Annotated in this window: 9 protein-coding genes and 4 pseudogenes; 5 read left to right on the top strand and 8 right to left on the bottom strand. The window is 33.2% G+C overall.

Features of this window, described 5'->3' with window-relative positions:
* On the top strand, positions 1–466 hold a 466-nt coding region (locus tag CER22_RS28605; RefSeq protein ID WP_256943754.1), incomplete at its 5' end, for a hypothetical protein.
* A 12-nt stretch (positions 467–478) separates the two neighbouring features.
* Positions 479–577, top strand: a pseudogene (locus tag CER22_RS32745) (DUF4083 family protein); the annotation flags it as partial.
* A gap of 129 nt (positions 578–706) precedes the next feature.
* On the opposite strand, the pseudogene CER22_RS28600 reads toward CER22_RS32745, so the two are convergent.
* From CER22_RS28600 to CER22_RS28570, 7 genes and pseudogenes are all read right to left on the bottom strand, one after another.
* Positions 707–2,929, bottom strand: a pseudogene (locus CER22_RS28600) (DNA translocase FtsK); the annotation flags it as partial.
* Between the two features lie 101 nt (positions 2,930–3,030).
* Complete coding sequence (gene ltrA, locus CER22_RS28595) at positions 3,031–4,821, bottom strand: group II intron reverse transcriptase/maturase (protein WP_088610237.1); 1,791 nt, start codon at positions 4,819–4,821, stop codon at positions 3,031–3,033.
* A gap of 702 nt (positions 4,822–5,523) precedes the next feature.
* A pseudogene (locus tag CER22_RS28590) lies at positions 5,524–6,807 on the bottom strand (hypothetical protein); the annotation flags it as partial.
* Between the two features lie 17 nt (positions 6,808–6,824).
* The gene (locus CER22_RS28585) at positions 6,825–7,211 is read right to left on the bottom strand and encodes a hypothetical protein (protein WP_088610238.1); all 387 of its coding nucleotides are present in this window, start codon (positions 7,209–7,211) and stop codon (positions 6,825–6,827) included.
* A 190-nt stretch (positions 7,212–7,401) separates the two neighbouring features.
* Positions 7,402–8,688, bottom strand: coding sequence for a replication-relaxation family protein (locus CER22_RS28580; protein ID WP_088610236.1), 1,287 nt, complete (start codon positions 8,686–8,688; stop codon positions 7,402–7,404).
* A 437-nt stretch (positions 8,689–9,125) separates the two neighbouring features.
* Positions 9,126–10,433: a plasmid replication protein RepX gene (gene repX, locus CER22_RS28575; RefSeq protein WP_088610235.1), complete on the bottom strand. Its 1,308-nt coding sequence runs from the start codon at positions 10,431–10,433 to the stop codon at positions 9,126–9,128.
* A gap of 27 nt (positions 10,434–10,460) precedes the next feature.
* Entirely contained in the window at positions 10,461–10,796 is a 336-nt protein-coding gene (locus CER22_RS28570; RefSeq protein ID WP_179211950.1) for a cell division protein FtsZ, read from the bottom strand.
* 600 nt (positions 10,797–11,396) lie between these two features.
* On the opposite strand from CER22_RS28570, the gene CER22_RS28565 reads away from it, so the two are divergent.
* Positions 11,397–12,002 carry a DUF3967 domain-containing protein gene (locus CER22_RS28565; RefSeq protein ID WP_088610233.1) on the top strand — a complete coding sequence of 202 codons (606 nt, stop codon included), beginning with the start codon at positions 11,397–11,399 and terminating at the stop codon, positions 12,000–12,002.
* 763 nt (positions 12,003–12,765) lie between these two features.
* Here the strand turns inward: CER22_RS28565 and CER22_RS28555 are convergent.
* Positions 12,766–13,074: pseudogene (locus CER22_RS28555) on the bottom strand (hypothetical protein).
* Between the two features lie 1,037 nt (positions 13,075–14,111).
* Between CER22_RS28555 and CER22_RS28550 the strand changes: the two are divergent.
* Positions 14,112–15,248, top strand: a complete 1,137-nt coding sequence (locus CER22_RS28550; RefSeq protein ID WP_088610232.1) for a hypothetical protein — start codon at positions 14,112–14,114, stop codon at positions 15,246–15,248.
* 709 nt (positions 15,249–15,957) lie between these two features.
* Positions 15,958–16,911, top strand: coding sequence for a hypothetical protein (locus CER22_RS28545; RefSeq protein ID WP_088610231.1), 954 nt, complete (start codon positions 15,958–15,960; stop codon positions 16,909–16,911).
* Positions 16,912–16,926 lie beyond the last annotated feature (15 nt).

Below are 16,926 nucleotides of genomic sequence, written 5' to 3'. Positions count from 1 at the left end.
CGATGGTAATACTGGTCAAGTCATTTTATGGCCTAGACTAGGTAGTGGTGGATACTGGAAGTTCACTGATCTTGGCGATGGTACTGATGGTCCTAGTTCTCAAGATTGTTCTGTAACAGGTGGAAAAGGTAAAAAGTTAGATTCAGATAAAATAGGTATTGGAAATGTTCTTGAGTTGGAATATATAATTTATGAATGTGCCATTGAAGTGAAACCTGGAATAGCTGGCATAAATACTGGTGGCACTTATACACTTAGTGCTACCCAAAAAGGTGTAAGTACTATATGGCCTATAGTTTCAGAAGTATCCAGATATGTATTCTCTGTATATGTTGAGAATAAAACACTCTGGGTGGACTTAGAAATGCAACATAGAACTCTACAAGGCTTTCCACCAGAATTTGTTTGGAGAAAAACTTGGGGTACTAAAACAAAAGTTGGTTCATGGGCAAACTTAAAGTTTTAGGAAAACTTATAAAAAAAGAAAGATCCAGTTGAACAAAAGTTAGATAGGGTTATTCAACTGTTAGAAAAACAAAACAAAGATCGCCCCTCCCTCCAAACAGGGGGACAATAACTTCCAATAACGAAAATTATGTAAATAAGCTGCCTATATGGGCAGCTTATTGTATTTTTGGCTTAGCGTGGTTTTTTTCCGAAATGCTGGCGATACCAATACTAGATTTAATTTAAGGTTTACAAACTATTAATCAAAGAAATTGTTCAATTCCTTACTCATTACGTTCGATGTTTTGTGCTTTGGTTTCTCATTTTTATTAAGCAGCGACTGCGTAGTATTATTCTTATTTTTTTGCTGAGATTTTAAGTGCTCTTGGCGTTCTTTGTAGCTCATACGTTTATGTTCTGGTTGCTTCTCATCATTTTTCGAATGATCTTCTCTATTTTTTTCCAAGTTTTCTTGAACCGTTATACTAATAGATTCGTAAACTTTTGCTACATCTTCATCTAGCTTATTTTCTTCGGTATGATTAAGCGTTTCTTCAATTGGAACCGTGTTGATTTCTACATGTGTTTCTTCTGGCTCTGTTATTGTAACGGGAATTGAAGTAGATTCTATACTTGTTCCTGCAGTTCCTATCATAGTAATGGGAATTCCAACAGATGGGAATTCTTCTAGCAGTGGTTCAGTTTCGTCAGGAACCTCGGAATGAATAACGGAATCTTTATTCCAATCTTGCTCTAACATAGTAATAGATAATTCTTTGTTTAGTTCTGTTACCTCCATGTTAATTTCATGGCATTCGTCCATAGGAGGTAATTCTATATCTATGGTTTCTTCAATATCTTCTTTCACGACCGGTTCTTTTATTTCAGTGCTTATACTTTCTAGATGTGTTTCTTCTGCTATAACAGGCAGTTCACCATTTCTTTGTAGGGCTTCTATTAATCTTGATGCACGTGTATAACTAATTTTAAACTTGTCTTGTAGTACAGATATAGAGGCACTTCCTGATTCTTTCGCAAACCTTAAAACATCGTCGTATAGAATATCCTTAAAGAAGCTAGTCTCCTCCTGTACAGTTCCTTGGTCTTCGTTTGGAATCGCTACTTCCTGTGAAATAGTATTGTCAGATGAATGAGTAGTATTAACGCTTTGTTCTTCTGGTATACTACTATTATTTGAAATTAATACTTTACGAGGTCCATCCCCTGTGTAAGAACTTACAACTTGATTTAGTTCTAACTTCTCAATACATTGCATAGCCTTCATATAGCCAATCTTGAATTTTCTTTGCAGATGAGATGGTGAGACTTGTTGTGATTCAATAATAAATTCCTTAATTTCTTCATACAACTTATTTTCAGCCTCATCATCAATATCTCCCTGCTGGTTCATAGCTGCAGGATCATTAGGTAGAATTTCATTTTGAGACTTGTGTTCCTTATAATCCTCCAATGTTACAATGTGTTGTTGCTCTTCGGTTGTTTCTATAGAGCTATTCTGTTTTATCTCATCCTCTTGTATAGGCGGCAAAGGTTGTATTTTCTTCATGTTCTCTGCGTCTACATGTTTCATAGGATTTGCTTTTGCAATAGATTCATTAATAAGACGAAGACGTTCATTTTCCCAATATTGGCCTGTTCGCTCCTCTACCTGTATGAGTGCATGTGCGAATTCTTCTTTAGGTACAAAGTTACTCGTAATTTGTTGGACAGGTTGCACATGGTTGTCTTGTACAATACGAGCTGCACAGATGAATGCACCTTGTCCCATGATATCTCCTGGTGACATAACAACTTCTTTTGCTTTCTGATAGGTTGATCCTAATCGACTAACAGGGTTGTCTTGCATAGGTGAAATACCTTGTTCAGATTCAGCCTCTTTAAATTCTTCTTTCTCACCAAACATATCTGAAAAGATTTTTGCATCATATGGCGTTACATCTCCAAATATCATTTTGTTACGGAATGATCCTAGTAAGGTAAACATGTATTGCTCTGTGAAGTCGAGAGCTAATTGAGATAGTGTTTGGCTAGCAATTGTGAGAATTACTTTATATTTACGAGATTGTGCAGGGAATTCTTTAAACGGGCGCACAATAAAGTCCGGGAACTCATCGACAATAATATGATGGTAAGGTGAGACGTTTGGTTTCCTACGGAATACGGCATTCTGTATACTAAGTAGAACGAATTTCCCTAATACGTTAGAAAGTTCTGCCAATTCCCCTTTTGCAGTATTCACAAGTAAAATACCACCTTGCTCCAGATGAATATCGAAATCAAAATCGGATTTTCCAAACAAAACACGCCGTATTAAAACGTTTGAAGCTAAATCTTTTAAGATATTACGCAAGCCCTTTACATATTCCTCTTCTCTATCATAATGCATTGGTTGTCCGCGATATTTTCCTGATTTATAAACGGCCGGTTCTCCTTGGAAATCTGTTTTTTCACAGATAGTATTATATAGCAATAGGTAAGGTTTTGAGGCAATCTCCACCTTTTCCCCTGCTCCACACCGTACGTGCGATTTTCACCGCATACGGCGTTCCATCATTAAATTAACTAATCAATAATATCCAAATTACATTTCTGACGAAACATATTGAGTTTTTTCAATTGTTTTCCATCCAATTGAAGTAAGTTTTTATATTTAACAATCGTCTCTTTCTTTGTAGCATGTATAAGTGTATGAACTAATTTATGAACAATCACAAGGTTTTTAAAATCATCTTTTCCTCCTAATTTTCTGGGGGTCACATGATGACAATGTACTTCTTCAGCTTCTAGGAATGTTCCCAAAATTGAGCATTTCCCTAATTGCATAGAGTACCTAGAGATTCGATTATCCTCGTACTCCAAGTTGTCATTTCTTTGTGTGAACATCATTTTATTGATTTCGTGTTCTACACTTTGTTTGATTCTCTTGTGATTTTTTCTTCCCTCAGTGGTGTAATTACAGATGTTTTGACTGAAATTCATTGCATTTTCAGTTCGAATATCTGCTATTGGATATAAATAGACTCCCATTATTTTGTATGTTTTATAGTTGTTTTTATGAAGTCGTTTATATAAAACCGAAGGGTTTATTGGTTTTTCAAATACATGGTTTTTAAGTCGATTATATAAGGTTCGTGATAGACGATAGGCTATTAGGCGAAAATTATAATTTACATGCGTAGCTGTTCGGTAGTAGTTTTTGATTCCTAATATATATTGATTATATTTGTTGACAGATATTACAGTTGGTTTATGTTGAATCTCTTTGATTAACTTTTTGGTTTTATCTAAAATAGTTTTTATTTGTTTACTTGCAACGTGTGTATTAGCAACAAATTTATTCTTCTTTTTAACTGCTTTTAATTTGAATCCTAGAAATTCTGATTTACCCTTTGTAATATTTGTTATCTTTGACTTTTCTCTTGATATATTAAGCTGTAGGTGATTTTCAAGGTATTCTTTGACTGCATGGAATATCTTCTTTGCAGATTCGTGAGAATCTGTAAAGATTTTAAAGTCATCTGCATATCGTACGATAAACATTTCTTTTAACTTTGTAGACTTCAGTGCTCTATATTTGTGAAGGCTTGTGTACTTGTGTTTCGTATCCATGTTTTCCCATTGGTTCGAGATCCACCAATCTAGATCATTCAGTACAACGTTCGATAGTAGTGGTGATAAAATACCACCTTGCGGTGTTCCTTTTGAAGGTATACCTACGCCTTCTATCGGTGATTTAAGCATTTTTGAAATAATGCTTAGCACCCTGTTATCTTTTATTCCAATGTTGTATAGCTGTTTTATTAGCTTGGTGTGATTTACATTGTCAAAGAATCCTTTTATATCTACATCTACTATATGATGTTTATTCCCTTTATTTATAAGAGATTGACATCTAGCTATTGCATGTTTTGTCGCTCGATTAGGTCTAAATCCATAGGAATGATTGTAGAATTTTGCTTCACATATTGGTTCGAGAACTTGTTTAAACATTTGTTGGATTAGTATGTCTCTCATGGTAGGAATACCTAAAGGCCTTGTTTTACCGTTTTCTTTAGGTATCGCTACCCTTCGTACTTTTTGAGGTTTATAATCATTTAAAGCTGTTCTAATGTCTTTTATGAAGTTTTCTACATTTTTCATTTTGTAATTATCTATGGTTATTCCATCTGTACCTTTTGTCTTTGAGCCTGTATTGGCTTTGATATTGCGGTATGCGAGTAGTATATTTTCTTTTGATGTTATAATTTCATATAATCCTATTCCTTTTGTGCAGTTATATTTACTGCGCTCATATAGCGTGTCAAAGGTGGATTGCATACCGTAGTACTCGCTGTTTCTCAGTGTAGCGTTCATCGATGGATATATTGCTCCTTCCTGTTGGAAAGTCCCATCATCATACTCGACCTTATGAACTTCATTTGGTTACTATTGTTTAATTTCTTTAATGACTCGGGGTTATCCCTCCACTATGTTTCCATAATTTCATCGGTACTGTACCCCTGCTTTCACGAGAGTAAATCAATTTCGGCTTTATACCTTATATGAACCAACCCCAAGATAGTGGTTTAAATAGTTGTCTCTCGCTTCCCACGTTCCGATTTAACTAGCTGTACATCTAATTTTAGGTGGATACTATAGGCCTGTAAGTTCTCTATGTTCATTGTTACATAGTACGAATTTCATAGGTTCGATTCTTACTTTTCGTTGACTTACCCCATACAAGGGATACAGTTTTCACTGTATTCGAATTTTAGACCCGTACATTCGTATCTTCGTCAGACCAGTTGGTCATTCTCACCATGATTAGTTTATAGCCAACCGCATTATCAATTGCCATATACATGTTGTCATGTACTTAGGCTTTCTTCATGCGTCTTCACCTAGCTTCATACAGTGCAGTCTATCAACTTTCTCTGCATGTAGGAGTATTATTGGGAGTGTTTCAGCTCAACATGAAGGCTTTCATTCCACTCACTCGTTAAATCAGTTATTACTATCTGTGTTAATCTAGATAGTCTTCTCATTTCATAGTTATTAACTATTTATAGAGAAACGTGTCGCACTAAACCATTCGTCAATACCTTTTATAATTTGATATTCGTTTTTTTGGTCACGTGAAGCTGCTCCACTTTGAACAAAATCATATAACTTTTCTACCTGTATTTTTAATAGTTTGTGCATACGGTGAACACGCTCTACATCGTCATACATGCTTATTAAATCATCAAAGGTGACATCTTTTTGAGGATTATGCAGTTTTAATAAGTAAATATGTTGCTTAAGGTGGTTACGCTGCGCTTGTTCAAAGAACGCATTGTTAGATTCTGACAAACCTTGAATAACCATTGCGAAAACCTCTGCTACTTTATCAACTGGTCCTCGCAGAATGTTTATATTTTTGGTATCAGGATTAGTTGGATCAATGTAATAAACCGAGCTTGCAGGAATCTTATGTGCTTGTACCAACTTAAATACTTTTTGACATAAATCATTACTCGGTTCAATAACAGTCACACCATTTAAAAATGTTCCTTTTACTTCTTCTGTATCATAATCATTCTGTTTATACACTATTTCAAACTTATTTATAAAACGCACCATCCAGTGTAAATCTTGATTTATCATAGGAATAATTAAACTTGATGTTTTACCAGAACCAATTGGACCAATAATGATACCATTTAACGTTCTATCTTTTCCCTTAATCCGGACCATTTCTTTATGCTCAATATGCGGTCCAATTTCTACATCAGGGTATATTTGTTCTTCTTGGCTATTAAACCATTTTTGTAACTTGTGATTTTTATATTCGTATTTTTGTACCCACTTTAATATTTCTTCTCGGTAACGAACAATATGGCCACTATACCAAAGTGTAAACAAAATCATAAATACTGTAGGTAAAAATACAAAAATAATAGTGAGTGTGTGAAAATTCCCTGTTAAAACATGACCTATGGCCTCATACTCACCAAAATTAACATGCTTTGATTTATCCGTAAGATACGGAACAACCTTTGCATGGATCGGAGCAGTTGCAAACCATAAAAAGTGAATATCAACTGCAACATGAGAAGCAATCAAAATTATTAATTTCCCATTTTTTACATGCAAAGCAGGAATACGACTATAAAACCTAAAGCTGAATTCTCCTAATAGCAAAGAGAAGAACATTAAAATAAGCGGTACATATGTAATTTCTATAGGATAAGACGGCTGTTCAAATGCATAGTAGAGTAACTTGATGTAGTTTACTAAACCGAATCCAAACGAGAGAATAAATCCGCTAATTAAGCCGATTGTAGTAAATAACGGTAATCGTTGTTTAAATGTCTCCATATAGGCTCACCTACCTCTTACAGATATAATTGAGCTTTATGTTTAAACTTGAATCGATTATTGAATTCTGGTTGAAATAGTTCTTTTGATTTTTCAAAAAAGAATTTTGCTGCGTCTTCAGTTTGTTTTAAATATAAATCAATACTATCTCTTTCACAGAGTTGGTTATATTCTTCCTGAGAAAGTACCGCAATATTTACTTCTATTTTTTTATTCGTTTCCGTTTCAATGATTACATCATACCAATAGTAATTCGGTTTTCCTGGGATTTGGATATCTTGTAGAGAAACACTAAACGTTGCTCCCTCTTCTGTCATATGTTTGAGGACTAGTTCGGGGTTTTTAAACGCTTCTCGAGCAGAGAGCACTCCCCCAGTTGTAGTAGTTGCATATTGTAAATCCATTTTGATTTTCCACCTTTCTCCATATAAAAAAAAGCAAGCGACACCCACTGTAAAAACAGCGTGTGTCGCTTGCCTTAAATTCATATGTTCTGATTTGATTGTAGTTTTTATTATATGTTCAAACGTTATTCTAACACCCTGAAGAATAAAAATCAATAAAATTATATAGAAGTATATAAAAAATAATAGATTAATATAATTCAACAAGTTTACGTCTTTTCGGATGTATGTTATTTGCGGTACGTACCATGATCTGTTCATCTGCGTCTATAGTGACATCTTCATTTTTGAGGGATAGCAGTAGCACGTTGTCATAAGTGTCCATTAATAGTATATCTCGAGGATTTTTGCGTTTCGGGTAGATCACAACAAGTGGAATCCCCTCATCACCTTCTCTTCTTGAAAACACAACATCGTCTAATCTAGCAATCATTCGGTAATCATTTTCATTCCCAAAAATAAAGAAGAAATCTTGCATAGCATCTTTATCTCTTCTATACGTTCGTCTAAGACCACCATCTATTGTTTCTTTAAAGGTTTGAACATTTTCAACAAATGCGTAACGCCAATCGGCATCGCCTACTGTACGTTGAGATAAAGGCAAAAGAATATCTTGTTCAAAGTTTTGATTATCATCTATTCCTAGAATGATATCTGAAATAACATCTCCAGCTTCTTTCAAAGAGCAGATGTGTATATTCAGATTTGGTAGATTTATTAATAGTTCATGATACTCTCGCATAGAAAATAAGAGATTTTTCATACGTACGTACGGTGGTTCTGCATCTTCTGCAAGGAACATCGACTTGTCATACATAACAAAAACAACAGTTATATTCTTAGTGTTTTTTTGTGCATATTCAATATACTTCCCCACCTTTTCAACTAAGGTAGCATTGGTTTCTTTGCACATATCCATTTCAATGTAAATATTTTTGTCTTGATATGAAATGTGTTCATCAGGAATTAAGAGTAAACCTGCATCTTCAATTTCTGTTTTCTTTTGCTTTTGATGATATGAGCGAATATTTAGTTCACTTAATATCTTATTCGTATTGGTCTTTTTCGAGATTTCTAAAAGTGTGCGTACTAATATTTCTCGTGAGCAGAGTGTATGCAGTGAGATTGAAGAAGAATATCTACGTTTTGAAGACCCTTCAGGAATCCGTCCTATTTCTTGAAGGTAATCAACCATTCTATCTTTTAAGGAGAATGTAGCGCGTCTGGTTATACTATCATCTCTTTTATCAATTTTTTTAGTCAGGATAGCACCATATTTTGAAAAACGATTAAGTTTTGTAAACACACTATCCTCAGAAAAATCCCTACCTTCAAATGCACTATAAAGCTGAGTAATTTGTCGTGTAGTAAGATGCCTTTTGTAATATAAAAATGTGAATACAAATATATCAGCCTCTTTTAAACGAAAAGATTTCTGTGTTCCTTTACTTGTATATTTATACGTTTTACTTTTCATTATATGCAACTCCATAATTCGAATTTATTTTCAATAAATAACAACTATTTCTATATATCTTATTACAGCAAAATTTAGTTGTAAATTATTAAAAGTTTATACTGAATTTGCGCTAATCTAGATACTAAAACTCGTACGCTGAAGTTTGGATTACTTCTCTTCCTAAAAATCCGCTAGAAACATTGATTTATATAGTCTTTTGGTCCTTTTAAAATTGTTCGGACGGAAGACATGTTTTAACCGAACAATTTTTTTAAGGATTAGGTATTGGAATGAAATTGTTCGGACGGCCTAACAATTTGTTTAAACAATCACATTATATAAAGCTGTGTTAAACATACAGAAAATATAATAGATATCTTATTTGTTCATTGTAGTTTTTTATTGCTATTGAAATAGAAAAAGACCGACAAAAATTATATTTGTCGGTCTTTTGTTTAGAATGATAATTTCTTCTTTGCTGGTTGTGAATCGTCAGCAACTTCTACTTCAGGTTCAGCACCAAAATTCAATTTTTTCTTTTTAGGTTTTTCTTCTTGCACTGAATCATCAAATGCGAAAAGTTTATTTAAAACAGCATTTGATTTCTTAGAATTAGCTTGCTCACGTTCTTCTTTAATTCTCGTAATCTCATCAATAATATCACTCACACGTTTTGGCAATGGTAGCCCTGCAACAACTGAATAGAATTTTACTATATCCTCTTCTTTTTTTGCTGTATGTTTATTAACATATGGAGCTATAGGACGTTCATCTACATATGGAGTTCTTTCTTTTAAGAAGTTTTCCATTTGGTTAAGGAAAGAGAAGTTATATAATCGACCTGCTCGTAGCGGTGATGTAACGATAGATAGTGCGCTCTTTTTAGCACTTTCTAGCTCTTCTCTCTCTGTATCGTATAAAACACCTTTTTCTAGTGCGTTCCCTAATTGAGTCAAGTAACCTAGCGGGTTTTCAGTGTCTAATTGATTTGATTTTAGTTCTAGTTTTGCTAATGATAAAATGCCTGGTGTATTAATTACTTGAGCAAATTCACTCGCATCAAAATGTGTATCTGAAAACGGTGTAAATGATGAAGTAACTAAGTTAATCTCATGTAATGCATCAGCAATATATTTGTTACTATAGCTAGTATATTCGTTTGCTAAAGCACTTGGATTTTCCTCTTCAAATTTTCTATATAGTTTAGCGTTATCTATTAATACAATTGAACCAAAAGCTTCTTGGTTCATAGCAATACTACGAATGCGTGAAGTTGCGTTTTCTAATACTTTTAAAGCCTCTGCATCACGTGGTAAAGTCAGTAATAATCCAAAATTGTAATCATGTTCATATAGCATTTCAATTGCCTTTAATAGAGCTCCAGTTCCTGTTCCTCCACCAAGACCACAAGTAATCCAAATGAAATCACGATCTTCAAATTCCTGCTTAACCGCTTCGAAAATCGTTGTTTCATGCTTTACAAATGCTTCTTCACCAATCTGTGGATTACGAGCTGCCCCCTGCTCATATCCTTCTAACTGTATTTTACGGACATTTCCCGCGTTTTTAATCTCAATCTTGTTAAAATCTTGACTATTTGTATTAACAAGAATCGCACGATATGGGTATTTGTTATTTTTAATTTGAGTTTCTTTATTTGCACACTCTGCTGCAATTGCGCATCCTCCCATACCTAGTCCTAAGAATCCAAATTTTAAGCTAATATTTCCTTGGCTTTCGATTTCTGAAAAATTGCCTGCCATATGTATAGCCTCCCTCAAATATATATTTTAGTTGTTTTTCTCAACTCGTTTTTCTAGTTCTTTAATTAAAACATTACCTAGATTTGTTACTTCGTAGACTCGAACGCGTCCAAATGGTTTAAAAGATATCAACCCTGCTCCCTCAAGTCGTGCAGTCATAATATCCAAAGAATATCGCGAAGGAAGTATCTTTTTTCCTTCATAATCCTTTTCATTCTCAATTTGATATTCTTTATGATATTGGTTGATACAATCCCATAGCTTTTCTTTGTGCATTGCACCTTCAGCGTATAGTACACGTAGAGCCCAAATTCCTTCATTCAAATTCTCACAGAGTACATCAATAATTTCATTGCTACTCATTGATATATTAGACACTAATTTCACACCACCTTTAATGAAAAATAAAATTTATGTATAGTTACAAGAAAGTATACTTAATATTACGGAATTCAATCCCGCTATATATGCCGTAAATACTTCGGGATATACTTCCGAAGTATCAGATGTATTAACTATAATACATCTATACTAATTAATCAAGAATCTTTTAACATCAAGGTTTTGAATACTTCCGGAATATAACCCGTAATAACAACCGTATTAATTACGGGTTATATTTACGTACTTATTCCGATAATTAATCCCGCTATTTTTATCTAATAACTATCAGGTGCAACTACAATTATGTGAAATTCTTTTCTATAGGAGTTGATTTATTTACGGTTTACTGAGCTGTTTTCCTATATATTGAGGTGTTACGCACGCTCATCCAACTAATCACCGCTTAACAACATGGGCAATTTCGATACATAACTTATAGATTGAGCAATGATTGGTTGAGTGATCAGATACAAAAATACACAAAAATTTACGTAATCCGCAAAGGTATCCTTTTAGTTTCTATAGAATTTCTATATAATGTATTATAGGACAGGCATCATATAGTTAGGTGGTGAGCAAATGATTGATGAGCAGTTAAGCGATGGTTATTATCGTGTATCTGAAGTAGCAACCATGCTTGATATACCTGAAAGTACTCTTCGAAGATGGTTGAATGATTTTGATGAGTACTTGAACATAAAAAAAGAACGACAACTTAAATATGTTCACGAGGATAGTATCGATACAGTAAAAAAAATAAAACATTATTATTCAGAGTCAAAGAAAAAGCACGAAATAGTAGTGCTTTTAGATATGGATCCGGCTGTTATTCGTAACGTTTATGCTGAAGAGATTGATGACGATGATGAGCAAAAGGAAACATCGCTAGTTAAAGCACAACAGATGAATACAGATTTAATAGAGGCTTTAACAGAAAAGATTACTGAAGAAGTTACAGCCAAAGTGACGGCTGAATTAACAAAGCAAAATATGGAATTCTTCGCTGCTGTAGCTAAACAAAGTCAGGACAATTTCGATAGAATTAATAAACGTCTAGAGGAACGTGACGAAAAACTAATGAGCACTATACGATTAATTCAGGAACAAAAAAGTGCAAATGCTCAAAGACAAGAAAATACTGAACAAAAAGGCGGATTTTTCTCTAAGCTTTTCGGGAAAAAATAAAAGAGACTATCATTTTGATAGTCTCTTTTATTTTCTAAATCCTTAGGACACTTAATATCTTTATTGAGGTAAAACTCATTAATAGGTATCATGATTAATTCAAAGTTACTATGTTATCATTTCAATTTTGTATAGTATAATTCAAAATCCTTATATATAGAATTAAAATATATTTACAGGAGTTGATACATATGTGGAATAAGATTAATAATTGTGAACTACTCACCACTTAGCAAATCTTGAAGTGGGAGCTTCTCAGTTCCGTGACGAAAGTAACCTTTCGTCTCCCTGAGCGTTACTTCGGGGTGTTCCACCCCTAGATGTCCAACGCATGGACGCTCTTTTGGTACGGTTGATATTTTACGCAGGAACCGAATGGCTTGGTTTTCGCACTCTATTTTCTTCCTGCAACCTTCTATATCAAGTTATCAAAGAACTTCATATAGCTAGTTTATCAAAAGTTTTTGGCTATGCCAAACCGAAATTCATCTCCCACCTATCGTTGGGCTACGCCCTTCACACGCTTGAGGAAGGAGAATTCTTTCGGGGAATACGTTAAAATTTATGATTTGGCTATTTCCCGTTATTGGCTTGTTATATGCTTATGAATTCTTCTCTGGTATAATGTTCGGCCAAGAGTTTCGTTGGCTCAAATTATTATGCACGATCATAATGATTCTAGGATTTATGGATATTAGAAAGAAACTTAGAAACAAGGACTATAGAACAACGTGATGCTAAAGGAATCCTTATGGGTTCCTTTTTATTTTTTCCAATCTTTGAAATCGGCATACTTCATATATTCTTTTTTAACGACTCCTTTATACCATTTACTCTTACTTTCAGGTCTAGTAGGTTTATTGTTATATTCATTAATATCTCCGTCTACATTGAGCCATTGAGGATTCTCATAAGCATATTTGTAGATGAATTGCCTAGCTTCTTTTAATGAATTGAATTATCCTAAATGCAACTTTGGTTTAGCAGTTCTATATCCATATACAAAATAAGTTGTACCACGTTTCCCTAAAGTTTCAAAAAATGGTTTTGCTACCAAATCATTTTTTCTCATTCAAACATCCTCTTTATAATAACTATAGGTTTATTATACAAATTAAGCACTATTAGTTTATTATTCTGTTAATCAATTTACATTAATTCTTAGAACAATAACCTAATAATCATGTTTTTTACTATAACTGTGTACTTCTCTTTTGGTTTGAGAATTAATTTTGCTGCTAAAAATCCTATAATCGCTTCTCAACCGCCCAATCACTGGTTACCCATCTTTAGAAATACAAACTAAAATCATACAGGTGACTGGTGATTAATCGACTGAACGAAACTAGACTTAATATAATAAAACCAACCACTCAATCACCACTCAATTTATACGAGGAATTGCAACTTAAGTGTATTGGCTGACCGGTGATTAGATGAGTGATTTTTACTAATTTGAGGTAAAATGAAGTCGTATTTAAGTTAGCTTGGTGGTGGTTTGTTGATTAGAGGGTGAAAATATTGATTGAGCGACAATTGATTAGATGAGCGTGGTGAATGTAATTGGTTTCTTGTTCGTAAGGGGTTGGTTATTGATTGAGAGGCGATCATGTAGGTGATTAATACACAGGTTTTCGTTCGTATTAAGTTCAGCAGGTTTATACTTTTAAAAAAATCAGCTTGCAACCATGAAAAAAACTATTTATGATGTAGATACTTTAATAATTTTATATTCTTCTAGATATAGATTTATTAATAGTAATATATTCATATAACTAAAAAATAAAATATAAAAAGTAAAAAAAGGTTCATCAGCCCAATGAAATAGCGCCAACTACTTCATTGTGGTTCACCGCAAAAAATCCCAAAAGAAATGTGTCAAGGACTGCGGTAAACAAAGCCAATAAACCTTTTTTAATTGCATGAAATTATAAAATAATTTTACTGTATCTTATGTATTTGTGCAACTTAAAAAGGGGATTTCTTGCGTATTTTTAGGCATTGTTTACCGTTGTTATATAAGTATTACTTTTTTAAAGAGAGTAGTATTTTTGTATCCGTGGTATGACAGTGCCTTTTTCTGCTTTTTCGAAAGGAGTTAGCAATATTATGCATACGCAAATGGCTTTTTCCCAACAGAACTTTAAAGTTTATGGGGTTAAGTTTTTTGATGGACTATTAAACATCCTAAAACTAGAAAATGAAAGAAAAGAGTTACCATCTTCAGCTTTAGCTACTTACATCTTGCTTCACTTTGAATGCAATGATATAGGAATGCTACCACGTGAATTTCAAATAATGGATCTTGCTAAGAAAAGTGGGATTCCCTACACAACAATTTATACAGGTTTTCAAGTTTGTTTGGAGCGTAAGCTTGTAAAAGAAACACCTGTTGGAAATCGTACTGTATATGAAATTGTAGATTATGCATTGTATAACCATACTGCTTCGGAAACTGCAAACATATCAGGTATAACGCTTTCGTATTTCCGCATTCCGTTTCACCTTATCCAAACAATGATAATGAGTAGTCTAGTAAAGGCTCGTGATAATAGGGGGATTATGTTCCTTCTAGATTTAATCAACACTTTTTCCAGAAAAGTAGGTATGGAACATCATAAACATAAAATTGAGGAGTTCCAGATCACAAGAAGAATGGCTTTCTTGAAAGAAAGATTAAAGCGTAATGCAAAAAAAGTAAGACAATATATAGAAATTATAAAACCAATTGTGCAATTTACTGCAATTGATTCTAAAGAGAAAAATTCTAATGAAACACGAATTACAAGTATAAGAAAACAGGTAAAACAAATCATCATTGAGAAGTTTAGTGTGGTTTTTTCTTCAAACTGCGTAATAGAGAATGATAAAAAAGAATTACATAAACCAGTAGCAAAGTGCAGAAAAGAAGCGGTGTCTCGCTTAAAGCATATGGGACAAGCATTACGAAAAAAAGATAAAGAAAATATTATGACTGCATTTAGACAAGAAATTGTTGATCATGCAATCTATTTACCAACAAATCAAAAACAAAATGAATTACTAATTTACGCAATGACTTATGCATTAGATAACGTTGAAAGTTGTACGAAAGAGCAAGAAATATTCTCTATACCAGCATTTATGCGTGTACAGTTTAGGGAATCATGGATGTATTTTAAGAAAAAAAGCTTGTCCGTAGAAGAAAGACACGATGCAATGATAAATTATCATAAGAAAAATGGTGTTTATCCGGACTTTATGTGATTTTTAAAAAAATAAATACAGCAGCCCTTGTTAAAAATCACTTAAAAGCAAGGGTTATTTGGCATGTTCTTTACTTTGAAGACATGCTTTTTTATTTAGGGAAATGTATCTACGAGCATATTTACGCAAGTATATAAGCAGCCTATGCTACGTTTGAATACGATTCAGTTTGTTTATAATTCGATTTAATACTTGTGTTTATCTTAATAATATTATTCTAGACTTGTGAATTCTGAGTAATATGGCATTTAACTTCTTAATTTGTAATTTATATGATGTAAGACTTGTTTGTATTGGGGATATTACGATAAGGATTTTAACTTAATAGCAAGGAACGTATGTAATACAAGGATTTAGAGGTATTTGCTGCATCTCTTTATAATTAATAATTGAGTTTAGTTATATATATTTCTTGTTCTTTGTATATAAAATACTTGTGATTATTTATATTTAATTACTTGTATTTTTTTAGATTAAATACATAGTAAAATAGAAAAAAGGACTAAATATAAGGCCTCAAGGATTTAATTAATCTATTGACTTTTAAAATTCATAGAGGTAATCTTATACATGAGCAACAATTAACTAAGAGAAATATACAAATTAATAGATTTATTTTCTAGCTAAACGGACACACCGAAGGCACATAACCTGCCATCGGTGTGTCTTTTTTTTGTATAAATAACAAGAAAAGGGAGAATTTGAAACTATGAACGAAATTGTGAACCTGAGTAAGGAACGATTTAAAAAGTATTGTGAGGACAATACAGCATTTGAGGAGAATATTAATCGTATTATTAATCACTACTTTTTATTACTAGGGAATAAAACAAGTATCTTACAAGAAAGAGAATTTAATAACGAAATTGAGGAAAAAACATTTAAAAATAATGTAAAGCGTTTTGAAACTCTATTCCCTGCAGCCGTTAAGAATGCATTTTTAAAAGGGTATCAATTATGTCTTGAGTTTATACATCATCCTGAAACACAAATTCCAGACACTTTATATACTGATCCGAACTTTATAAAAGATATTCCTTTTGCCTTAGCAAATGCATCTGAATATGAATTGTACGAAATCATTCGAACAGATGAAACACAGGAGTTTAGTGTGTTTGCTATACGAACATACGAGGAGATTCGTCCGTTATTAGAACAAGTATTTTGTGAAATTGCATATGCTGGTGCTGAATGTGCTTTTGAACATGAGCGATTGGAAAAAGGATTTGAACTAAAAACAGGTGAAAGTACCTCGCTAACCAAAGTCCCTGTAGATCGTCTTTTTGCTATTACGCCTTCAATAAATGGAGTTGTTGTGCATGCAGAAAAACATTGCGAGATTTGGAATCTAAATTGGAATAGCAAAGTAACGATAGATGATCCTTTTATTGAGGTTGCTGAGGTTACATTTATTCATCAAACAAAGGATATGATTCAAAAAAATATTGAAGATGGTGTTTTATACTACAGCATTCTTTATCTTGATACACCTTTACATGAGATACAAGATCGATTAGAAATACGAGTAAAACTAAATTCTGATTTGGGGGCACCACGTCCAATGGAACAAGTTGAAATGGAGTATATTCTGAATGAGATTATTGGGAAAGTTCATCTTCAGGCACAAATTCCAATTGAAAACATGATTTTAATCCAACGTTAGAGTTTGTAGGAGGTT

This window comes from Bacillus sp. K2I17, from assembly GCF_002209985.1.
Taxonomy (GTDB): domain Bacteria; phylum Bacillota; class Bacilli; order Bacillales; family Bacillaceae_G; genus Bacillus_A; species Bacillus_A wiedmannii.
Note: the sequence above shows the minus strand (reverse complement) of the source record. Positions and strands in the feature narration are given on the sequence as shown.

Excerpts from the sequence above, each read along its gene's own strand:
- ltrA (WP_088610237.1), bottom strand. The coding sequence starts at position 4,821 with ATGAACGCTACACTGAGAAACAGCGAGTACTACGGTATGCAATCCACC.
- CER22_RS28585 (WP_088610238.1), bottom strand. The coding sequence starts at position 7,211 with ATGGATTTACAATATGCAACTACTACAACTGGGGGAGTGCTCTCTGCT.
- CER22_RS28580 (WP_088610236.1), bottom strand. The coding sequence starts at position 8,688 with ATGAAAAGTAAAACGTATAAATATACAAGTAAAGGAACACAGAAATCT.
- repX (WP_088610235.1), bottom strand. The coding sequence starts at position 10,433 with ATGGCAGGCAATTTTTCAGAAATCGAAAGCCAAGGAAATATTAGCTTA.
- CER22_RS28570 (WP_179211950.1), bottom strand. The coding sequence starts at position 10,796 with ATGAGTAGCAATGAAATTATTGATGTACTCTGTGAGAATTTGAATGAA.
- CER22_RS28565 (WP_088610233.1), top strand. The coding sequence starts at position 11,397 with ATGATTGATGAGCAGTTAAGCGATGGTTATTATCGTGTATCTGAAGTA.
- CER22_RS28550 (WP_088610232.1), top strand. The coding sequence starts at position 14,112 with ATGCATACGCAAATGGCTTTTTCCCAACAGAACTTTAAAGTTTATGGG.
- CER22_RS28545 (WP_088610231.1), top strand. The coding sequence starts at position 15,958 with ATGAACGAAATTGTGAACCTGAGTAAGGAACGATTTAAAAAGTATTGT.